Origin of the sequence: Bacteroides sp. 90-K9/2 (genome assembly GCF_047310725.1) — a bacterium.
Lineage (GTDB): Bacteria > Bacteroidota > Bacteroidia > Bacteroidales > Bacteroidaceae > Bacteroides > Bacteroides vicugnae.
Genome location: NZ_JBCGVL010000005.1, coordinates 217,792 through 241,431 on the forward strand (window position 1 = coordinate 217,792; position 23,640 = coordinate 241,431).

A 23,640-nucleotide genomic window follows, 5' to 3' on the forward strand; every position below is an offset into this window, starting at 1 on the left:
CACTAAATAGAGAGACTCATGAAGAAACAACTAACAGTAATTTTGCTTTCCGCTTTGATTTTGAGTGGATGTGCGTCGGGGCGTATGGGAAATCCGGGAGCTATCATGGCAGGTGCTTCTATCGGAGGTAGTCTGGGAGGTTCGATAGGTGGACTTATCGGAGATAATAATCGTGGCTGGAGAGGCGGTTACCGTGGTTCTGCTATTGGGAATATTGTGGGAACCATTGCCGGTGCAGCTATTGGAAACGCGTTGACGGCGCCAAGACAAGAGCAAATAGAGGAAGATGCGTATATTCCTGAAGTGAGGGAAGTCCGTGTGCAAAAATATAAGAAGCAGCCACAGGTGCAACAGCCTATTTCTCAACTGAAGTTGCGCAAGATCCGTTTTATAGATGATAATCGCAGTCATGTGATTGATGCGGGAGAAAATAGCAAGATAATCTTTGAGATTATGAATGAAGGGAGAAATCCAGTTTATAATGTAGTTCCTGTGGTAGAAACGGTGGGGAAGGTGAAGCATCTCGGCATTTCTCCTTCCGTGATGGTGGAGGAAATTCTTCCGGGTGAAGGCATCCGTTATACCGCTTCCATTCATGCAGGTGAAAAATTGAAAGACGGTGAAGTGACATTCCGTGTCGCAGTGGCGGACGAGAATGGAGTGATTTGTGATTCGCAAGAATTTACTCTGCCTACACAGCGCGGAAACTAGAAATAACAGCCCGGAATATCCGGTTCAAACATAGTGACGGTATATGCCTGGAATAGTGACGCTATCCTAAGCATATACCGTCACTATGTTGGTGGGATAGCGTCACTATTTTAATAGCCATCTCCATATAGGAATTATATGTATTGTTTTGTTGCCGATAGTTATTTCCTCGGTTTCGTCATCAGTCAAAATTATTCCTTCGGTGAGATTATAGGTATTGAGTGCGGAAATTAATCCATTTATTTTACGCTGCCTTGTTTTTTCATCTTTCATCGAACGGGTGACTTGGCAGGCAGATACAATATGTCCGTTTTCACGCATAATGAAGTCGCACTCTATTCCGTCATTATGATAATAGATATCTTTTCCCTGGCGCTTTATTTCTATAAATACCAAATTCTCAAGTAATTGCCCGATGTTGTCGGTCGCATTGAATCCCACTTTGCCAATAATGGCATTATCTATGAAATACACTTTCTTTTGGTTGTTCATCTGTTTTTTTACAGACCAGTCGAACTTCATTACCTGAAATAGCAGATAAGTATTTTCAAGATATTCCAGATAGTTTTTGACTGTTTCCGTATGTTTGATACCTATCGTTTTTGCTAACGAACTGTACGAGAAACGTTTCGTAGCATTGCTGGCTAAGTAATAAACCATTTCCAGCAATTCTCTTTCACCATTTAGTTTGTTTCGAGTGACAACGTCTTTATAAATAATATTCTCATAAAGAGTGGATAGGTAATTGTTGTTCCGGTCTTTTATATAACGGGGAAAACCGCCAGTTTTCAAGTATTCGTCGAAGTGTTTTTTTAGCATACTTTTTCCGGTAGTAGTATAAAAGTCCTTTTGTTGCGGATATGCTTCCTTCATTTTTAGAAATTCGGGAAATGAGAAAGGGTATAGTTCAATTTGGCAATAACGTCCGGTGAGGTGTGTGCCTAATTCTCTACTTAGCATATTGGCATTAGAGCCTGTAACAAATACCTTACATCCACTGTCATGCAACCTTCTTACAAATCTTTCCCAACCGGGAATATTCTGTATTTCATCAAAATAAAATGTTTTTTGTTCTCCAAACAATTCGATGAAAGCTTCATATAAGGTTTGAAAATCATCGACTTTGAAGTTGATAAGCCGCTCATCATCAAAATTCATGTAAAAGTCTTGTTCTGACTGTTGCGAACGTATTTGCTGTAAAAGAACAGATTTTCCGCATCTTCTTATACCAGATATGACTAGCACTTCGGGATTGTTTACACAACTCATGTCAATATCCCTTTCTATCATTTGGGATATGTCTTTTTCACGCTGGTCGAATATGATATGCTTTAATAATTCTTTCATGATAACTGGGCTTTTGATTGCAAAGATATAAAACTTCTCATTATAAACGAATATAAAATGCTAAAATTGCTCATTGTGAATGAGTGAAAAGTGATAATACTTCTCGTTGATAATGAATGATAGATAGCAACTTTCATTTTCAATACAACAATGATACGGTTAGAAATAACAAATTCAGTCTCTATCTGTGTAAGATATGCGTAAAAACATTATCTTTGTTCATGTTTCAACTAATGCATTAGGTTTATATGAAAGAGATATTCAGAAGATATCCTATCGGGATACAGAATTTTGAGCAGTTACGTAATATGAATTGTGTATATATTGATAAAACCGCATTGGTTTATCAATTAGTCCATACTGATACTGTGTATTTTCTTAGCCGTCCCCGCCGCTTTGGAAAAAGTCTTCTAGTCTCTACTCTAGAAGCTTATTTCTCCGGAAAAAAAGATTTATTTAAAGGACTGGCAATAGAACAGTTGGAACAGGAATGGACTGTTTATCCTGTGTTGCATATTGATTTCAGCAGAACAAAATATACCACTATCGAAGATTTGCAAGAGCAATTGAATCTTTATCTAAGCGAATGGGAGAGGACTTATGGGAAAAATGAAGAAGAAACGAGCTATGCAGCCCGTTTAACCGGTTTGCTTCAACGAATTTATCAACAGACAGGAAAGCAGGTTGTCGTATTGATTGACGAATATGATGCACCTTTATTGGATAGTAATAGTGACTCTGCTTTACAAGGACAATTGCGAACTGAAATGCGGAAGTTCTTCAGTCCTCTTAAAGCACAAGGGCAATATCTTCGTTTCTTGTTTTTGACAGGAATCAGCAAGTTCAGTCAGATGAGTATATTTAGTGAGCTGAATAACTTGCAGAATATCAGCATGAGCGATGATTATAGTGCTATTTGTGGTATTACAGAGCAAGAGTTGCTAAGTCAGATGCAACCGGATATTGAGAGGATAGCTCAAGCGAATAATGAAACCTATGAAGAAGCTTGTCGGCATTTGAAACGGCAGTATGACGGTTATCATTTTAGCAAGAATTGTGAAGATATTTACAATCCGTTCAGCCTTTTCAATGCATTTTCGCAAAAAGATTATAAGAGCTTTTGGTTCTCTACCGGCACGCCTACTTTCTTGATTGAAATGTTACAGCGAATGGACTTCAGTCTTAATCTATTGGAAAAGATGGAAGTGAAAGACGAAGATTTTGATAAAGCGACAGAGGTTATTACCGATCCGATTCCTGTGCTTTATCAGAGTGGCTATTTGACTATTAAAGGATATGAACCTCTCTTTCGTACATATACATTAGGTTATCCCAACGAAGAAGTTAAAATAGGCTTTATTGAGACATTGATCCCTTCCTATCTCAATCAACCGACACGAGAAAGTAACTTTTATGTAGTCTCTTTTGTAAGAGACCTGATGAAAGGTGATATTGAGCAGTGTCTTCTTCGTACTCGTTCTTTCTTTTCATCTATACCTTATGATTTGGAGAACAATCAGGAGAAGCATTATCAGACTATTTTCTATTTATTATTCCGTTTAATGGGCCAATATGTAGATGTAGAAGTAAAGAATGCCATTGGCAGGGCTGACGTGGTAATTAAGATGCCCGATGCAATTTATGTATTTGAATTTAAGGTAGATGGAACTCCCGAAGAAGCATTGGCTCAAATTAATAGTAAGCAATATGCTATTCCTTACGAGATAGATCATCACAAGGTTGTCAAGGTCGGAGTGAATTTTGATAGTACAACACGGACTTTGGGAAAGTGGGTGATAGAGCATGAAACAAGGTAACAAGAAAGGAGACGAACCTATGCCGAGTAATTATATTCGTTTCGATTGGGCTATGAAGCGTTTATTACGCAATAAAGCCTATTTTGTAGTTCTCGAGGGCTTTCTTACCACTCTTCTAAATGAAAAGATAGTCATTCAGAAGCTGTTGGAAAGTGAGAGCAATCAAGAGGACGAGTTTGACAAGTATAATCGGGTAGATATGCTTGCTGAAAACTCAAAGGGTGAACTTATTTTAATTGAAGTTCAAAATAATAATGAGTATGCGTATTTCCAACGTATGTTATTCGGCACTTCGAAATTGGTGACCGAATACATAAACCGCGGGGAAGGGTATGACAAAGTAAGGAAAGTATATAGTGTCAATATTGTATATTTCTCTTTAGGGAGTGGAAAGGATATCGTATATCATGGAAAAACTGAATTCCGCGGAATCCATCAGGGAGATGTTTTGGAATTGACTCCTTTCCAGAAACAGACATTCAAAGTAGATAGTGTCAGTCAGTTTTATCCCGAATATTATATTCTGAAGGTCAATGATTTCAATCAAGTGGCTCGGAGCCCGTTGGAAGAATGGATTTATTATATGAATACTGGTGATATACCTGATAGTGCGACAGCACCGGGGTTGGATGAGGCTCGTCAACGCTTGAAACTGGATAAGATGATTAAAGAAGAATTAAATGCTTATTATCGTCATTTGGATAATATAGTGATTCTACGCGATAATATATATACCGAACGTGCGGAAGGTCGTGCTGAGGGCCGTGCAGAGGGACTTATGGAAGGTCGTATGGAAGAAAAAAGAGAAATGGTACATAATATGAAATCTTTGAATATTCCACTTGATACCATTTCGCAAGTTACAGGACTATCCCTTGAAGAAATAAAAAGCTTGTAGTAGGGATTGCCCCCGAAAAATGTGAATTTTAAAATGATAAAGACAACGCTTCCATTTGTACTGAGAGCGTTTTTTTATTCATAAAAATAGGATACTGTATGCGTTTCTCTTGCTTGAAATCTGAACAGTATATGGCGCTCAAGCAAATATGCGAGTAATTAGGCATTATGAAAATCTGTATTGCTTCTGCTTATATGTTATTGTGGTGCATATAGTTTGTAATAAAGTGCTAATTATGATATTTCGTCAGAGAATTGTGTGGCTATATCGTATTTTGCTACATCAGTTTATTGTAGTAAAAAGCATGGAATAGCTGAAAATATGCAGGTTATTTAGAGTCACACCGATGAATACATCGTTGGTCGGTGAGAAAAGCATTGATCCTCACTGACCAGTGATGCGTTCCTTTTAAAGGAACGGAGCCTAGTTTAGAGAGAATGACTTGTTTTTTATTCCTCATTTATGCAGTTTTTAGCTCATGAATAGCATATTCTTACATTAATTTATGTATTTATTTTTCTATTTGCTCGATTTTGAGTTAAATATTAAAAGGGGAAATCTTAAAAATAGAACAGAATCTCTTATTCTGAGAGACACGGTTGACATTCCATTCTCTGTTGAAACTGCAAGAATATTGTTTCTCATGATATGGTTGTTGCTTGATTTATTCGTTTGTTAGTTTAAATAATGTTACCTTTGTGACTGAAAAATATATAAAAAGAAACATGATAAGAACTATTTATAATAATTTGTTATTGGTGTAAATTATGGATTCAGACAGACGAATGGCTTTACTATTTTTCATTTTAATGATAATTCTTGTTGTCACATTAGAACGAATGCTTTATGCTTCAGGAGAAGTTGCACTTGCAAATAAGACTAAAATAACTTTATTGGAAACAATAGAAGATGGATTCAATGCGCAATATGATGCACTGGGACTATATGAGGCTGGTTATAAAATGGAACCGAACAGGAACTTTGAGCATTGTACTATAACTAGTTCTAAAGGTAAAAAAGTAAAAGATATTGCGGTTGAAGAAAACAAGGTCGTAGTGAGTTCGGATATTGATACTAGAATAAGTCATACCGTTTTAGCAGAAGAGGGAATAGATGCCGATGCTTGTTTATCTTTGTGGAGTAAGAAACTGTCTGCAGCTGATATTGTTTCTTGTCATGCATTACAAATACATATTCATATTCATACAGATAGTGCCTATGTACTTGTTTGTGGAGATTCTACGTTATTTTTACCTGAGTATAAAAAGATTAGTAGTGTTTATGCCGGACTTTCCAATGAAATTGAAGTAGAGCCTTTTATTCGGTATTCTTGGTTGACAGTTCTTAAAAACACCTCAATAACGATGGTGGTTATTGTAGAATTGATTATCCTTGTTCTTTTATTTGTTTGTTTTATCTATTATCTAAGAAAGAAAATAAAAAAGAGCATTCCTTCAGTAACAGATATCTCCCAATTAGATATAAAATTAGCGAATCTGCGTTATGTTTACAGTTCGCATGAATTTTATGTAGATGATAATCGAAAGATTCGGATTACTGGCCAACCTGCATCTTTACTTTTGCTGCTTTTGAAAGCTCCAAATCATACAATGACAAAAGAAGAGATTATTTCATGTTTCTGGAGGCCGGAAGATAGAGGAGTAGAAGGTAGGTTGCGTCGTGTGGTGAGTGATTTAAGGTCTTTACTTCGGGAAAAATCAGTGAACATATCTATTAAATCATCAGGAAATAGCTATTCTTTGATTGTTTAAAAAGTGCTATTTCATCGATGAAAATTTGTTGTGCGAACTATTGTGAGAAATTTCTCACAATAGTTCGCACGATTTTTCACGTCAATAAATTGTCGTGTTCGAATAAGATGCCTACTTTCGAGCAAAAATTAATCAATTTATATTATAGTATGAAAAAGTATTTAAAGTTTGGAGTTTTTTCTTTTGTCGTATTGGTTTCTATTTTCTTTTGTAGAAAAGCTGAGCACAACAAACTGCAAAATGTTATTTTATTAAATAATGTGGAGGCATTGGCTGCCGGTGAGAATCCTACGACTAGATGTAGAGGTACCGGTTCTGTAGATTGTCCTTTAAATCATGAAAAAGTAAAGTATGTTTTCGAACCATTTATATTGGATTGGTAAGCTTCTGCTACTGATATTGGTAGTTGGGATATTATTCTCGTGCTCACAGTCCCCAAAAACTTTTTTGGGGATTAAATATTCGGATTTTCCGGAAGAGAAACATCTGTCGGCACAGGTAATAGAGCTTGATACAGCCTTGTTCCGCTATCCTTTTCGGATACGGATAGAGGGAGATAAAGCCATTGTAATGGATTTGCATGGTTCCGAACATTATGGGCACTTATTCCAATACCCAAGTTTCCGGTATTTATCTTCTTTCGGCAGACGAGGCGATTCCCCAACGGAAATGTTGTCAATGGAAAACTTCCGTTTGTATAACCATGAATTATGGACTTTAGATGCTAACAAAAGCGAATTAACTAGGTTAGATTTTTCTTCATCCGGTGATTCACTGCTTCGTGAGGAAACGGTAACATTGGATGAAGATATACTTCGACCGCTTGATTTTACAGTGTATGATGATACAACATTTGTCATTCCTGACTATTCAGGTGAGAGCCGCTTTTTAAAGGTTAGTTGCAAAGGTAAACTTATAGAGAAGATAGGCGCTATACCTACAGCGAATGAGAAAGCTTTGCAAGAAGCCCGTCCGGCATTAGCACAGGCATGGCGTAGCTTTTTAGATTATAATCCCCATAATGGCGTTTTAGCTGCTGTCACTCAACTGGGCGAGGTGGTTGAAGTTTATAATTTAAAAGATAGTACTCATGTAATTCGTATCGGTGAGCATGACGAACCTGAATTCAAAATTTCAGATGGATATGGTATACCAACAGGCATCATGGGATTCAGTGATGTTCAAGTAACGGATAGTGCCATTTATGCGGTATTTCACGGAACGCCCTTTAAAGAGATAGCAAGACAAAGTGGAAGGCTTCCTGACGGAGGAAAATACATTTATGTATTTAGTTTGAAAGGAGAACCGATGTGTAAATATGTACTCGACCATTATATATATGGTATTTGGGTGGATGAAGCTACTAAAACAATAATGGCAACAGATGTTAATAACGATCAGCCAATACTAAAATTTTGTTTTGGTAGCGTATGAGAGAATTAACATGATTAAAGGAGCAGAATGATGAGTTTGTCCATCTTGCCGGATTTGCTTACATATCATCTGCTCCTAAACCTTTAAAAAAGATTCCGATGCAAACATAAGAATAAAAAGTTAATGTAGCAAACTATTGCTGTTCTGTTGAAATGATAGATACAGAAGAAAAACGAAAAGTACAAATTAAAAAACTACAAAATGAAAAAGAAAATAATGGGGCTTATAGCTGTTGTTGCTATTGCCGCTATTGCGGGATACAATATGCTTACTTCACCAAATGATGTGAAGCTGTCTGGTTTAGCTATGGTAAATATGGAGGCGTTAGCTCAAGGCGAATCTTCAGGAGGAAATTGTGAACCTTCATCTAGTAGAGAATGCTGTGTATGTAATGGTATTCACTATACTTATCAGGCATCTGTTAATAGAAGTTGTGATACAAAAAGTGGCTGTAGTCACTGGTAATAATTGAGTTGAATTAAGCTACCTTAAAAGAAAATCATCAGTATTTATCTAGTAAGGTAGCTTTTATAATTAATACTATGTGTAAAAATATAATTATAATAGCTAGTATTGCGGTCTTTATATTTAGTTCTTGTTCTTCTAATAGAACAGATGTGCAAAGACTATCTTTGAAATCGCAAGTCTTAAATGATGAAATATTTACCATGATGCCGGGCGATTTACTTTTGGCTGATGACTATTTAGTTTGGTCCGATCCATTTGCTCGAGACTGTTTTTTGCATGTGCATAGTGCATTAACTGGTGAAGAATTAGGAGTAATGGGAAAAGTAGGAGAAGGTCCTAAAGAATTTATTACGCCTATGACTAATAGATATTGTGTAGATAATAAACTTTTTGCTATAGATGCAAATGGGAAGACAGTTGGTTATTTATCTATTGATAGTCTGATAAATGGACAGGAACCATTTTGCGAATTGTCGGATAAAGAGAAAGAAATGAAGATGGAAAAAGTAGATAAGGACCTATATATAAAATATACAGAAAATGGTTCGGAAAATTATTTTCGAACAATAATAAATGGGCAAGAATCATCGTGGGGTGTTTATCCTATCCCTGAAATTAAGGAACATATTGGTATTTATGAATCTTATGATCCAATTGAAGGATTGTTTCTGATTTCGTCTTTCAAGTTTCCATATTTGGCTTTGTATAAAAAAGAAAATTCTACTTTTGTTTTACAATGGGAACGGAAAGTTAATAAAGAAAAGAATTATACTATTGCAGATGATAGAGTTATATTTGATAGAAAAATAGTTGGAGCGTATGATGTATGTATGAGTAAGGATTATATAATTACTTTAGAACGGGATCGTGAGAAAGAGCCCGTAGACGAATCTACGGTTGGTCGCAATATAAGTAAGTGTCCTCATACACTGTTTTTGTATGATTACAATGGTAACTTGTTGAAAATAGTGGATATAGGAATGCCTGCAATTAGAATAGTAGCTAATAGAAAAAGTAATACTTTATATGCAATAGGAGTTGATCCTGATTATGTGTTGGCTAAATATGAATTATGAGAATTAGATTGTTGACCATAGTGATTTGGGGAGGGATTTGTTTGGTGGGCTGTATTCCATCTTCATCTACAGTGCCACTTGTATACAATAACATCTTTTCCAAAGATACTATTGTTACTTTAGAAAAACTACCGATGTATCCTGCTCAATTTAATCCTCGGTGTATCTTGTTTAATAATGAGAGAATTTTAGTACGTACTTCAACTTTGGATAATGCTGTCTATTCTGTATTTTCTTATCCCAAAATGAAACATCTGTCATATTTTGGTGAACAATCTGAGTTTATTGTCCCTTTGGAGCAGTTTAATGATGAATTTTATTTAGTTCATAATGATTCATTATATTTTTATAAATGGGTTGAAGGTGATTCATTGAAGTTGTTTTCAACTTCTTTCTTTAATAATATAATGGGACAACAAATGTTAGGAGTTGCTAAGCTAAATGATAATTTGTATGCTTATTCTGACAATTGTTTTGATAAAGGAATGAACGAATTTTTTATGATAAATTTATCTCGAAAACAAAAAGAACCTAAAGGCATATATCCAGATACACATGTAAATTTTAGTTCTATCAGTGATTTTAAATCAGCTTATGCTCATGAAATTATAGCAAAGCCTGATGGGAGTCGTTTATTGGTGTTTTATTATAGGACACGGCGTTGTCGTATTTATAACCAAAACGGTGTGTTATTTCGTGACATTTTGTTGAATTACGAACCTTGTCAGACTATTATTGATACTGACATAAAGAGACGATTCTTGCATATAAGAGATGCATATGTTACTAATAATATGATTTATTTGTTGTGTCCGGATACAAAGGAAGTAAACTCACCTTCCAGTTTACTAGTCGCAAATTGGGATGGAGAATTTAAAGCTATATATCATTTAGGGCAAACTATATCTTATTTTTTTATAGATGAGTTATTGAATTGCTTTTATGGTGTAGACTCTAATGATCCCTATCATTTTTATAAGTTAAAATTAAGTAAGAATTGATTATGAAATATTTTGTGTATATAATTTTTCTTTCCATTTGTATGTTCTCTTGTCAAGATGAAAAGAGTATACATGCTGAAAAAATATTAAAGAAATGGATAGATAAAGAGATTATTTTTCCTGAAAATCTTAATTTTAGTATTCAAGGAAGTGAAAGGGCTTCGAATTTTACTATACGTGATAGTGAATTTAAGATAATAGCATATGTAGACTCTATGGGATGTACCAGTTGTAAGTTACATTTATCTGAATGGAACAATTATATTAATAATATTGATTCTATTTATCCTAATAAAGTTCAGTTTTTATTTTTCTTTTTTCCAAAAAATGGACGTGATATATATCTTACCTTAAGAGTGGAAAGATTCGTATATCCAATTTGTATTGATACATTAGATGTCTTAAATAAAATAAACCACTTTCCTTCTGATATGCAATACCAAACTTTTTTATTAGATAAAAATAATAAAGTTATGGCAATTGGTAATCCGATGCAGAATCCGCGTATTAAAGAACTTTATTGGAATATAATCTCAGGTAGACAAGACTCATCTATGTTGGATAATCAACCGCTAACTACAGTTTCACTTTCTTCGTCTCAAATAGAAATGGGTAATTTTTCTTGGGAGCAGAAGCAAGAAGTAGAATTCGAAATCTGCAATACTGGAAAAATCCCATTAGTAATTAATGATGTGATTACATCTTGTGGTTGTATTACTGCAAAATACGTTAAGAAACCACTTAACCCTCATGAAACATCAAAGGTGAAAATAATTTATAAATCAGAGCGCCCGGAACGTTTTGATAAGACTATTACAGTTTATTGTAATGCATCTAATGCACCATTACGAGTGAAAGTTACTGGAAATGCTCATTAAAAATGTATGAACAGGAATTTTAAATATACTTTAGTTATTGTACTTGTTATCATGTTAATTGGAAAAGTAATAATAAACTCTCTTAGAAAAGAGTATGTTACTTCTTTGGAAACAGTATTACAAGTGGCTGGTGAAAATAGAAAAGAATTAGAAAAGGTGCTTCATTATTATCGAATAAATTTGGCAGACAGCCTAAAATATAAAGCAGCTTGTTTCCTTATAGAAAATATTCCTTTTTATACTTATTCCGATAGTGAACAATTTGAAAATTATAAATCTTACTATACATGGCTGAAGAAAAGTAAAGGAAAAACTCCGCAACAAGTAGCTGATTCTATTAAGAAGATATATGGTCCTATGAAGGAGCCCAGCAAGAAACGAGATATTATGGAAATAGATTCTGCCTACCTATGCCATAATATTGACTGGGCATTTAAGGTTTGGCAGGAACAACCTTGGGGAAAGAATATCTCATTTGAAATGTTTTGTGAGTACTTATTGCCTTACCGAATAGGTGATGAACCATTAACTTATTGGCGTGAAATGTATTATGACAAATATAATTCGTTACTGGATTCATTACGTATGTCTGATTCATTGGATATTGAAGACCCGGTGGTTGCCGCTAATTATCTAATAAGTAAATTGCCTGATAAGAGCTATTATTATACTTCTGTAACGCCCTATCCATTTGGACATATAGGGCCGGAATATGTACAATACTTATCCGGTACATGTAGGGAAGTGACCGATTTTGCTGTGTATCTATTCCGTGCTTTGGGCATTCCTTGTGCCATAGATTTTGTTCCTGTACGAAGTTACATAAATGCCGGGCATTTTTGGTTGACAACATGGAATAAGGATGGAGAGGAATATATGACTGATTTCCCGCAAAAATTGCGACCTGTACGGAAGAACTGGTGGTATCGGTGGGATGACAGTTCCAAAGTGTATAGATATACTTTTAGTGTGAATAGAGACCTGTATGAGCAAATGGCAAAGTATGGTGAAGAAGTATATCCTTTTTGGCGTTTGCCGAAATTTACAGACGTAACTTATGGATATGGCTATAATTTTAAGAAAGAATTGGTTATCCCTTTAGAAAAACAGTATAAAACGAAACGGAGCGGGAAAATGGCTTATCTATGTGTCAGTGACAGGGATCGTTGGACTCCTGTTGACTGGACTGCATATGATGCGGGGCATTTGGCATTTCAGTATGTACGGAATGGTTCGTTTATGAGAGTGGCTACTTATGAGGATGGAACATTATGCTTTCTGACCGATCCTTTTTATGTTGATAAACAGAGTAATGAGAACTGTTATTATCCTGCAGGAAAGGGGAAGGAAGATGTAGTATTATATGCCAAGTGTGATATTGGGAGAGAAAATATGTTCAGAGACCGGATGATAGGCGGTGTTTTTGAAGGGAGCAACCATCCTGATTTTTTGGAAAAAGACACTTTGTTCATAATACAGGGCAGACCTAATCGTTTGAATACAACTGTAAAGAGTTGGTCTGATAAAAAATATCGTTATCTAAGATATTTTGGTCCACCCAGAAGCGCATGTAATATTTCAGAAGTCGCTTTTTATGAGAAGAATGATACTGTTGCTCTGTCAGGGAAAGTGATAGGGACTCCCGGATGCTATCAACATGACGGAACGCATGAATATACCAATGTGTTTGACGGGAAAACATGGACTTCTTTCGACTATTTTAAGCCTACCGGAGGATGGGCAGGACTTGATTTAGGCAGAAAAGTCTGCGTAGACCGTATTGTCTATACTCCGCGCAATAGGGATAATTATGTTCGTCCTGATGATGTATATGAGTTATTTTATTGTGACCGGGATTGGAAGTCTGCCGGAAAAATAAAAGCAACTGCCGATTCACTGGTATTTCGGGATATTCCCGTAAATACACTGTTACTTCTGAGAAATCATACGCGCGGACTGGACGAGAGAATCTTTATTTATGAAAACGGAACTCAGCTATGGAAATAAGAACTCATATCAGGCTTGTCGTGGCATGGAGAATAATTATAATCTCGGGTATTATTTCTCTAATATATGCTTGTTCTTATTCGGATAAGAAGATTTCGCATCTTTCCGGTATTGCTCCTTCTGAACATACATTATTGGCGATTACTCCCGATGTTAGTATCAAAGTAATAGGTGATTCGCTAAATAAAAGTTATCCGCAGTTGAGAACCGGGAAAGTATTCCCGATAACAGGTCTTTTGCGTGTAGACGGTAAAGCTTATCGTTTCATGGGAGACGATTCTTTGCGTATATCTCCTTTAGCTCCTCTTTCAGAGGATACTATCGGATGGATGGGGAAATATTCTTTTTTGTATCCGGGAAAAGGATGGGAATTGAGAGAATATGATGATTCTTTGTGGAATGAAGGTAACGGAGCTTTTGGTCCGACAAAGGGATATTATTATCCGGCTCATACTCTGTGGGGAGCGGAAAATTTTTATGTTCGCAGGCATATCAAGGTGGACAATAAAGATGTTTTGAAGAATCATAAGGTGTATGCCCGTTATGTATGTGACGATCAAATAAAGCTTTTTTGTAATGGGGGATTTCTGTTAGAGAATGGATTTACGCATCGAACGAAATGTCAACGCTTGACTGATGAAGCTGTTAGTCAAATAGTTGATGGAGATAATGTTCTGGCTGCATACTGTCGTAATACGGGTGGTGCCGGCTTGTTGGATTTTGGCTTGTATATAGAAAATAAAACATATGCTGATGCAGAACCGGCAACTTTGAAAGAAATGGAAGTGCAAGCTACGCAGACTCAATTTATTTTCCAATGTGGAGATGTGGAACTTCAGATTGACTTTGTTTCCCCTTCCTTATCGGAAAAGTGGAATATGACAGGATGGCCTGTCGGTTTTCTGACCTATCAGGTTCGTACGAAAAGCGAAAAGGAACATACGGTGGAAGTTTTGTTCGACGTGGACACTGAATGGATGTTTGGCAAAAGGAAAATTGATAGTTGGGTCGATAAGGATTGGTGTTTTGTGAAGTCCGACAGTTTGTATTTGGCTATGGCAGCAGATGAAACAACCTTTTCGTGTGAAGATAATCATATCATTCTATCTCAAAAATTGTGTGCGGGAAATGAAAATAGGGGGGTATTGCTTCTCGGATATGAAGAAGGGAAAACTTTCCAGTATAGTGGTGAGAGTTTACGCCCACTTTGGAATAAGGATGGAACAAGAGAAATAAAAGAATTGATGATGTCTGTAGGAAACAGGTATCAGGAGTTGAAAGCAGAATGTAATAAATTGGATTATCGGTGGAATATCAAGGCGTTTCAAGCAGGGAATAAAGCTTTTGCCGAACAAATGCTTCCTGCTTATCGTAATTTTATATCCTCTCATAGGTTTGTGTTATCCTCGGATAATAAGCTTTTTTGTTTTGGTGATACTTTGAGTAATGTCAGAGAAGCTTATGAAAATTTTCCAACGTTGTTGTTTTTTAACTGTACTGACTGGATGAAAGGCTTGTTGAATCCAATATTTGCATATTGTGAAGATATTTATTGGGTGAAGAAGTATCCACCTTACGATATAGGTTTGTATCCTATTGCTAGTAAACAAGTAAAATTGGAAGACTGTGCTGTAGAAGCGGCGTCTAATATGTTGATGATGACAACTGCTATTGTAGAAGCGGAACAGGATTTCGGTTACGCTGATATGCATTGGAAACAGTTGTGCTTGTGGGCGGATTATTTGCAGGAAAGAATGAAGATAATGACTTTTCCATCTGTTGGATTATTGGATAATGATGACGAACGTGTGAAATGTGTGTTAGGACTGATGGCTTATCACAAATTGGTTCAATTAAAGGGAAACTTATGAGTAAAGTAAAGAGAATTTGGGCGATACTGGAGAATTTAGCATTCTTCATATTCTGTATGGTAGTAGTTCTATTCTTGATGCAACTGTTCTGCTTTACTTCATTCAGGATACCTTCGGATTCTATGGAACCGGCGTTGAAGGATGGCGACCGGATATTAGTTAATAAGATGATAAAGGGGGCTCGTTTGTTCGATGTGTTTGCAGCTTTGAATAATGAGGATGTTGTTATTCACCGAACGCCCGGATTTGGGAATTTCAAGAGAAATGATATACTGGTTTTTAATTTCCCATATCAAATGAATCGTTGGGATAGTGTACGGATGGATGTAATGCAATATTATGTAAAGCGTTGTATTGCTTTGCCGGGAGATACATTAGAGATTCGGGGAGGATTTTATAAAATACGTGGTTGTGATGAACAGTTGGGAAACTATAAGGCTCAACAATATCTCGCTGGATTACAGTATCCGAAACAGCATGGCATTGTAGTAGGTACATTTCCGTATGACAAACAAATTGGATGGACTATTTGTGAGTTCGGACCTTTGCCGATTCCCAAGAAAGGTCAGATAGTAATGATGAACCGTACGAATTGCCTTTTGTACAGGCAGTTGATAGGTTGGGAACAGAAGAAGAAACTACGTATAAAAGACGGACAGATAGTATTGGGGGACAGCGTGATTATCCAGTATCGCTTTAAAAAGAACTATTATTTTGTTTCCGGTGATAATATGGCAAATTCACAAGATTCAAGATACTGGGGGATGTTGCCTGAAGAATATATTGTAGGTAAGGCTACCCGTATTTGGTATTCGGAAGATAAATTTACGGAGAAACCCCGTTGGGACAGAATTATGAAGAAAATCAAATAAAGAACGAAAATAAAGTTGGAATTGATGCGGATGACACAGAAGAATATGGCGGATGTAATAACTCTTACAGGAGTTGCGGCAATCTTGAGCGTAGTAGTTTTTGCTACTTCGAATGATATTCCTGTCGGTGAAATGGCATATCAAATACTATGGTTGGGACGCATGACTTTTGTTTTTGTCGTTTGCTGTCTATTATCCTTTTGTCTGAATAGAAAAAACTATTTGTCTTTTCCAACCATCGTGACATGGGTATTGATTATATTGGGAGGAATGGAAGCTATCTGGGGATTGAGGCAGATATATGGCTTGGCTGTTTCCAATCACTCTTTATATGCACTTACGGGCTCTTTCTATAATCCGGGACCTTATTCGGGATATTTGGCGATGATATTCCCGCTTTGCCTGTATGAATGGCTAAATTTGAAAGAAAAAACAGAACGTACATGGGGAGAACAGGGGGAATATTATATGGCATTGGGAGTGATGCTGTTGATTCTTTGTGTACTACCTGCCGGAATGAGCCGTTCGGCTTGGATTGCTGCCATTATATCGGGTGTATGGGTATATGGGATGCACGCTTCATGGGGAAGCAAATTAAAGGAGATTAGAGAGAGAGATAAAAGAAAGGTAGGACTGGTTTGTATCGCAGGCGGTGTTATAATCATAATGATTGGTTACGCACTTTTCCAACTGAAAGCCACTTCCGCCAACGGACGCTTGTTCATGTGGAAAGTCAGCACTCTTACTATTGCCGAAAGTCCCGTTATCGGACATGGAACTGGGAATTTTGTTTCGGCCTATGGCAGAGCGCAGGAAGATTATTTCGCCAACGGAGAATATTCGGAAACGGAAGAATTGGTGGCAGGAAGTCCGGAATATGCTTTTAATGAATATCTGCAAGTAGCAGTGGAATATGGGATTCCTTTCTTATTAGTTGTCTCTTTAGTTATTGGATTTTGTCTTTGGAAGGGGAGCAGTGAAGGAAGAATAGGTCTTTGTGGGAGTGTAATTTCTGTTATGGTATTTGCCTTTTCCTCTTATCCGATACAGATTCCTGGATTTGCAGTGACATTTTATTTTTTATTGGCGGCTTGTGTTATCGGGCGTTCAAAGATAATACTATTATTTTTTGTTTCGCTGATGGTCCTATTGGGAGCGTATTATTGGAAAAACAACCAATATGATGCGTGTAAGGACTGGCATCGTGGTAAGATGCTCTATAATATAGGGGCTTACCAGTCAGCTAAAGAAGACTACGAGAAGTTATATCCCGAATTAGCAAATCGTGGAGCATTTCTTTTTGAATACGGATATTCTCTGCATAAATTGAAAGAATATGATAACTCGACAAGGATATTGGAGGAAGCGATGACACACAGTAATGATCCCATGATTCTGAATATTATCGGCAAGAATTATCAGGCATCAGGAGATTATGAGCAAGCGGAAGAATACCTGATTCGGTCTACGCACCGGCTTCCGGGGCGGATTTATCCCTATTATCTGTTGGCGAAACTTTATGCGGAGCCAAAATATCGGCAACCTGAAAAATTAAAATATGTTGCTGAAATAGTGTTGACGAAAGAACCGAAAGTGCAGTCTACGGCAGTCAGAGAAATGAGAGAAGAAGTAAAGAAATTATTGAAATAAAAGAACCAATAAATATGAAGAAACACGATTGTATATGGTTACTGTTATGTTTGGCATTAGGAGCAAACACCTCTTGCTCTGGCAAGAAAAATAGTGCTGATGAACAGGAGAAAGGAGTGACTACCATTCTTCCTGACACAAAGAATGAAGTTACTACCCAAATTCTGAAGAAGCGGAATTTTGACCATGAACTGGTAAGCAACGGAAAGGTGAATGCCCGCAGTAAAGCCGATTTGCGCTTTGAAACGGGCGAAGTCATTGCCCGTATTTATGTGAAGAATGGCGACCGTGTACATAAAGGGCAGAAACTGGCGGAATTGGACAGATTTCGTCTGGAGCAGAAACTGTCCCAGGCGGAAGACGCTCTGTTGAAAGCTGAGCTAGAATTGAAAGATGTACTCATCGGGCAGGGATATACGCCGGATGATTTCAGCAAGGTTCCTGTGGAGACAATGAAGATTGCGAAAGTGAAGAGCGGTTACGAGCAGTCGAAATCCCAGTACGAACTGGCAAAAAGGGAGACGGAGCATGCGACGCTTGCCGCGCCTTTTGACGGGGTGGTGGCTAATCTTTTTTCAAAGCCTTATAATCCGGCCAATACCTCGGAAGTATTCTGTACTATTCTTGATACCAAAGGAATGGAAGCTGAATTTACCGTATTGGAGAATGAACTTGCCTTTATTAAAAAAGGTGATAAGGTGACGGTCATTCCTTATGCCGGGGGAAGCTCGTTTGAGGGTAGGGTATCTGAAGTCAATCCGTTGGTGGATACCAATGGAATGGTGAAGGTGAAGGCTGACGTAAACGGTGAAGGCAGGCTGTTCAGCGGTATGAATGTGAGGGTCAGTGTCAGGCGGAATCTGGGTGAACAGTTGGTGATTCCCAAGACGGCTGTGGTACTGCGCTCCGGCAAGCAGGTGGTGTTCACATTGAAAGAAGGCAAGGCTATGTGGAACTATGTGCATACGGGACTGGAGAACGCAACGGAATACATCGTTTCTGATAAATCCCGGAAAGGTGTTGAAGACGGTTTATTGGAAGGAGACACGGTTATTGTGACCGGAAACCTGAATCTGGCGCATGAAGCGGAAGTAAATGTAAGATAATCAAAAAGGCACGGATTACACGGATTTCACGGTTTTAGAATTGTGATAGCATAAAGCAACAGCGTAATCCGTGTAATCCGTGACTAAAACTAAAGTAAGCATGATAAAATTTTTAATCCGGCGTCCTATCGCCGTATTGATGGCGTTCACCGCCTGTTTTATAATCGGTCTGGTGACTTATTCCACACTGTCGGTATCGCTGCTTCCGAATATCGCCATTCCGGAGATTACCGTACAAGTGTCTGCCGCGAATACATCCGCCCGCGAACTGGAAAACACGATTGTGAAACCTTTGCGCAGCCAACTGATTCAAGTTTCCACTTTGAAAGACATTCATAGCGAATCAAGGGACGGGGCGGGCATCATCCGCCTGTCTTTTGAGTTCGGCACTAATACGGACCTTGCTTTTATCGAGGTCAATGAGAAGATAGACGCTGCGATGAACTATCTCCCCAAGGAAACGGAACGTCCGAAAGTAATCAAGGCGAGCGCAACGGATATTCCCGTGTTCTACCTGAATCTGACTTTGAAGAATGACAGTGCTTATAGTACTGCTACCACGGGACAGCAATCCTTTCTTGACTTGTGTGAATTTGCCGAATCGGTTATCAAGCGCCGGATAGAGCAGCTTGAAGAAGTGGCTATGGTGGACGTGACCGGACTGGTGGAACGTCAGGTACAGATTGTGCCCGATGAGGACAAGCTTGCCATGATGGGACTTGCCATCGAGGATATTGAGTCCGCCCTGTCGTCCAACAATGTAGAACCGGGCAGTATGACGGTACGTGACGGGTACTATGAATATAATATCAAATTCTCGACATTACTGCGTACGGCGGAAGATGTGGAAAATATCTATCTGCGTAAGGGCGACCGCATTGTGCAGTTAAAGGATTTCTGCAAGGTCAATATCGTGCCTGTGAAAGAGAAGGGCGTGTCCTTATCGAACGGAAAGCGTGCGGTGACACTGGCTGTCATCAAGCAGGCGGATGAGAATATGGACAAGATGAAGAACTCCTTGGTAGGGACGATGGAGCATTTTAGGCGGTTATATCCTGATATTGACTTCAATATCAGTCGCAACCAGACGGAGCTACTGGACTACACCATCTCAAATCTGCAACAGAATCTTACTTTAGGTTTTTTCTTTATCTGTCTGGTAGCTGTCCTGTTTTTGGGAGATGTGAAATCTCCGTTGGTAATCGGACTTAGTATGGTGGTTTCTATCGTGATTAGTTTTGTTTTCTTCTATCTGTGCAATATGTCCCTGAATATCATCTCGCTTGCCGGATTAATTCTGGCATTGGGTATGATGATTGACAGTTCGATCATTGTGACCGAAAATATTTCACAATACCGGGAACGGGGATATTCATTGCGCCGCGCCTGTATAACAGGGACAAGTGAAGTGGTGACACCCATGTTGAGTTCTTCCCTGACTACCATTTCTGTATTTGCTCCCTTGATTTTTATGAGTGGTATTGCCGGAGCTATTTTCTATGATCAGGCCTTTTCGGTTACAGTGGGACTGATGGTTTCGTATTTTACCGGTATTATGCTTCTTCCGGTGCTTTATCTGCTGGTTTATCGGACAGGTATTCATACCCGGAAATGGAAATGGCTTTCTTTTAAATTCAATAATCCGATAAAGGATCATACATTGGATCGATTCTATGATGCCGGTGTGGATTGGGTGTTCTGTCACAAAACATTTAGTGTATTGTTTTGTATTATCTCTATTCCGCTTTGTGTATTCTTCTTTTTCTTTATAGACAAGCAGCGGATGCCTGATATAGAAGAGAATGAATTGATCGCCCGAATCGAGTGGAATGAAAATATTCATGTGGATGAAAACAGGCGGCGTGTGGATGAGCTTTTTAAGGATTTAAAAGAACAGGTATTGGAGCACACGGCATCGGTTGGCAGACAGGATTTTCTTCTGAATCGTGAAAGGGAACTTTCTTCTTCCGAAGCAGAACTCTATTTCCGAACGGAGACATCAGAAACAATCAATCCTTTGCAGCAGGAAATATATCATAAACTGAAAGAAGATTATCCGCTTTCCGTTATTTCTTTCTCTCCACCGGAGACGGTATTTGAGAAGCTTTTTGTAACGGGAGAACCGGATATCATAGCCGAATTTTACACCCGTAATAAGGCAAAAGCACCGGAAGCGGGAGATATCCGGATGCTGGAACAGGAGTTATTCCGAAGAACGGGAATCGCTCCTACAGGTATTGCTTTTGAAAATCAGTTGAACCTAAGTATCAATAAGGAAAAGCTACTGCTTTACCGTGTTGCTTACAATGAACTTTATCGAGTCTTGAAAACTGCTTTCCGGGAAAATAGTGTGACTATGCTGCATTCCTACCAGCAATATCTTCCGATTAACGTTGCGGGCAGTGAGAAGACTGTGAATGAAATATTACAGGAAACATTGATACAGACTGAACCGGACAATAAAGGCAACAGAGAGTATATTCCACTCCGGGAGCTGGTGACGGTCACTCCTGCCGAAGACTTGAAGAGTATTGCTGCCGGACGTAACGGGGAATATATCCCTTTTGATTTTTACGGTGTATCGGACGGGAACAAACTCATAAGAGAGGTGAAACAAACAGCGGAAGAAATGAAGGATTGGGATACCGGTTTTTCCGGCAGTTTCTTTTCCAATAGCGAGATGCTGGATGAATTGGTGGTAATCTTATTTATTTCGTTGTTGCTGATGTATTTTATTCTTGCCGCACAGTTTGAAAGTTTTTTGCAGCCTTTGCTTGTTCTGGCGGAGATACCGATTGACCTTGCATTTGCCTTGCTTTTGCTTTGGATTTGTGGACATACGCTGAATTTAATGTCTGCTATCGGACTTATTGTTACCTGTGGTATCGTAATCAATGACTCTATTCTGAAACTGGATGCTATTAATGAATTACGTAAGGAAGGTGTCCCGCTATTAGAAGCTATACATGAAGCTGGCCGAAGACGTTTACGACCGATCATCATGACTTCATTGACTACAATATTCGCAATGGTACCACTGCTTTTTTCTTCGGATATGGGTTCGGAATTGCAAAAACCTCTGTCTATTGCTATGATAGGAACGATGTCGATTGGTACGGCGGTGAGTCTGTTTATCATACCGTTGCTTTACTGGTTTATTTATAGGAACAAGAAAATAAGTATTAGGTATTAAGTATTAGTCCAAAAATGAGAGTTATGAATAGATTAAAGAAAAGAATTCCCGTTTTCCTCTGTGCCCTCTGTGTCCTCTGTGGTGAATCCCAGCTTCGAGCACAGAAACACCTGGTATTGGATTTGAACCGGACTATTTCTCTTGCCAACGACAGTTCGTTGGAGTCCTTCCGTACGCAGAATATGTATTTATCCGGTTATTGGGAATACAGGACTTACCGGGCAAATCGTTTGCCTAGTCTGACACTGGATGTTACTCCGGCACAATATAACCGGGATATAACGAAACGATACGATTCGGGGCAGGATTTGGATGTATATCGTACGCAACAGTCTTACTATGCTTATGGAGGGTTGAGTGTGAAACAGAACTTTGATTTGACTGGAGGTACATTCTACCTGGAATCGAATCTTGCCTATATGCGTAATTTCGGAGGGAACAGTGCGACACAGTTCACGAGCGTCCCTATACGAATTGGATATTCACAAAGTCTGGTGGGATATAATTCCTTTAAATGGGAACGGAAGATAGAGCCGTTAAAATACGAACGCGTAAAAAAGGAATTTCTCTATAATGTGGAAAAGGTGTCGGAAACTGCTACTAATTATTTTTTCTCTCTGGCTATGGCACAGGCGGAATATAATCTAGCCAAAGAAAATCTGGCTTCTACGGATACGTTGTATCGTATAGGGCAACAGCGTCATCGAATTGCGGCTATTTCGCAGGCTGATTTGTTGACGTTGAAGCTGGATCGTGTGAATGCGCAGAATACGTTACAAAATAAAGCGAGTGACCTGAAACGGGCTATGTTCTCACTGGCATCTTTCCTCAATCTGGATAAGAATACGCAAATTGAATTAAAACTTCCTTCCCGTCCGGAAAGGATGGAAATTCCGATAGATGAGGCTTTGAAGTGGGGTAGGAATAATAACCCGCAATTGTTGGGCCTGAAACAGAATGTACTTGAAGCGGAACGAAGTGTGGATAAGACAAAAAAGGAATCTCACTTTAATGCAAGTGTGAATGCGAGTATTGGCTTCAACCAGGTGGCGGATAACTTCGGGGATGTGTATCATAAGCCGATGCAGCAGGATTTGGTGGCAGTCAGTGTTTCTATTCCGCTACTGGACTGGGGTGTTCGCAAGGGAAAGTATAATATGGCGAGGAATAATCTGAATGTAGTGAAGATATCGGCACGTCAGGATGAGATAAGCATCGAGGAGGAAGTAATCATGACGGTAAGCGATTTTAATATCCAGCAGCAGTTGATAGCCAGTGCGGAAGAAGCGTTGGATCTGTCCATACTTGCTTACAATGAAACAAAACAGCGTTTTATTATCGGTAAAGCAGATATTAATAGTCTGACTCTTTCTCTCAACAGACAGCAACAGGCACAACGCAATTTTATCTCTGCCTTACAGAACTATTGGCTGAATTATTATAAGATACGAAGGCTCACTCTATTTGATTTTGCTTCGAAACTTTCGCTTTCGGACAGGTTTGATTTTAACGGAGGGAAGTTGATCAAATGATAATTTT

Annotated in this window: 18 protein-coding genes; 17 read left to right on the forward strand and 1 reads right to left on the reverse strand. The window is 38.3% G+C overall.

The genetic code is table 11. From position 1 onward, the window contains the following. Positions 1–18: 18 nt before the first annotated feature. Positions 19–711: a glycine zipper family protein gene (locus AAHJ11_RS13780; RefSeq protein ID WP_148366967.1), complete on the forward strand. Its 693-nt coding sequence runs from the start codon at positions 19–21 to the stop codon at positions 709–711. Between the two features lie 105 nt (positions 712–816). Here the strand turns inward: AAHJ11_RS13780 and AAHJ11_RS13785 are convergent, their stop codons facing one another. Next, positions 817–2,058 (reverse strand): ATP-binding protein, encoded by a 1,242-nt coding sequence (locus AAHJ11_RS13785; RefSeq protein ID WP_234133554.1) that lies wholly within the window; start codon positions 2,056–2,058, stop codon positions 817–819. Positions 2,059–2,306: 248 nt separating this feature from the next. Here AAHJ11_RS13785 and AAHJ11_RS13790 point away from each other — a divergent pair, with 248 nt between their 5' ends. The 16 genes from AAHJ11_RS13790 (at position 2,307) to AAHJ11_RS13865 (ending at position 23,633) form a co-directional block, all read left to right on the forward strand. After that, positions 2,307–3,875 (forward strand): ATP-binding protein, encoded by a 1,569-nt coding sequence (locus AAHJ11_RS13790; RefSeq protein WP_367743600.1) that lies wholly within the window; start codon positions 2,307–2,309, stop codon positions 3,873–3,875. Beyond that, positions 3,862–4,773, forward strand: a complete 912-nt coding sequence (locus tag AAHJ11_RS13795; RefSeq protein ID WP_367743598.1) for a PD-(D/E)XK nuclease family transposase — start codon at positions 3,862–3,864, stop codon at positions 4,771–4,773. Before AAHJ11_RS13790 ends, AAHJ11_RS13795 begins: the two co-directional genes overlap by 14 nt. A gap of 767 nt (positions 4,774–5,540) precedes the next feature. Next, entirely contained in the window at positions 5,541–6,545 is a 1,005-nt protein-coding gene (locus AAHJ11_RS13800; RefSeq protein ID WP_413579636.1) for a hypothetical protein, read from the forward strand. 149 nt (positions 6,546–6,694) lie between these two features. Further along, entirely contained in the window at positions 6,695–6,928 is a 234-nt protein-coding gene (locus tag AAHJ11_RS13805; protein WP_367743593.1) for an NVEALA domain-containing protein, read from the forward strand. Continuing rightward, positions 6,897–7,979 (forward strand): BF3164 family lipoprotein, encoded by a 1,083-nt coding sequence (locus AAHJ11_RS13810; RefSeq protein WP_367743591.1) that lies wholly within the window; start codon positions 6,897–6,899, stop codon positions 7,977–7,979. The genes AAHJ11_RS13805 and AAHJ11_RS13810 overlap by 32 nt, the downstream gene beginning before the upstream one ends. Positions 7,980–8,180: 201 nt before the next feature. Continuing rightward, positions 8,181–8,444, forward strand: coding sequence for an NVEALA domain-containing protein (locus AAHJ11_RS13815; protein WP_195649593.1), 264 nt, complete (start codon positions 8,181–8,183; stop codon positions 8,442–8,444). 77 nt (positions 8,445–8,521) lie between these two features. Continuing rightward, complete coding sequence (locus AAHJ11_RS13820; RefSeq protein WP_259011504.1) at positions 8,522–9,523, forward strand: hypothetical protein; 1,002 nt, start codon at positions 8,522–8,524, stop codon at positions 9,521–9,523. Beyond that, the gene (locus AAHJ11_RS13825) at positions 9,520–10,524 is read left to right on the forward strand and encodes a hypothetical protein (protein ID WP_195649592.1); all 1,005 of its coding nucleotides are present in this window, start codon (positions 9,520–9,522) and stop codon (positions 10,522–10,524) included. Before AAHJ11_RS13820 ends, AAHJ11_RS13825 begins: the two co-directional genes overlap by 4 nt. 2 nt (positions 10,525–10,526) lie before the next feature. Continuing rightward, positions 10,527–11,402, forward strand: a complete 876-nt coding sequence (locus tag AAHJ11_RS13830; protein ID WP_195649591.1) for a DUF1573 domain-containing protein — start codon at positions 10,527–10,529, stop codon at positions 11,400–11,402. Positions 11,403–11,453: 51 nt separating this feature from the next. Next, positions 11,454–13,409: a transglutaminase domain-containing protein gene (locus AAHJ11_RS13835; RefSeq protein WP_370540827.1), complete on the forward strand. Its 1,956-nt coding sequence runs from the start codon at positions 11,454–11,456 to the stop codon at positions 13,407–13,409. Further along, on the forward strand, positions 13,400–15,280 hold the full coding sequence (locus AAHJ11_RS13840; RefSeq protein ID WP_413579641.1) for a glutaminase domain-containing protein: 1,881 nt from the start codon (positions 13,400–13,402) through the stop codon (positions 15,278–15,280). The genes AAHJ11_RS13835 and AAHJ11_RS13840 overlap by 10 nt, the downstream gene beginning before the upstream one ends. Next, entirely contained in the window at positions 15,277–16,152 is an 876-nt protein-coding gene (gene lepB / locus AAHJ11_RS13845; RefSeq protein ID WP_195649588.1) for a signal peptidase I, read from the forward strand. The genes AAHJ11_RS13840 and lepB overlap by 4 nt, the downstream gene beginning before the upstream one ends. A gap of 24 nt (positions 16,153–16,176) precedes the next feature. Continuing rightward, on the forward strand, positions 16,177–17,802 hold the full coding sequence (locus AAHJ11_RS13850) for an O-antigen ligase family protein (protein WP_195649587.1): 1,626 nt from the start codon (positions 16,177–16,179) through the stop codon (positions 17,800–17,802). 14 nt (positions 17,803–17,816) lie between these two features. Continuing rightward, a complete protein-coding gene (locus AAHJ11_RS13855; RefSeq protein ID WP_320974828.1) occupies positions 17,817–18,908 on the forward strand; it encodes an efflux RND transporter periplasmic adaptor subunit in 1,092 nt (363 codons plus the stop codon). 100 nt (positions 18,909–19,008) lie between these two features. Then, positions 19,009–22,101 (forward strand): efflux RND transporter permease subunit, encoded by a 3,093-nt coding sequence (locus AAHJ11_RS13860; RefSeq protein ID WP_195649585.1) that lies wholly within the window; start codon positions 19,009–19,011, stop codon positions 22,099–22,101. A gap of 23 nt (positions 22,102–22,124) precedes the next feature. Beyond that, positions 22,125–23,633 (forward strand): TolC family protein, encoded by a 1,509-nt coding sequence (locus tag AAHJ11_RS13865; protein WP_259023054.1) that lies wholly within the window; start codon positions 22,125–22,127, stop codon positions 23,631–23,633. Positions 23,634–23,640 lie beyond the last annotated feature (7 nt).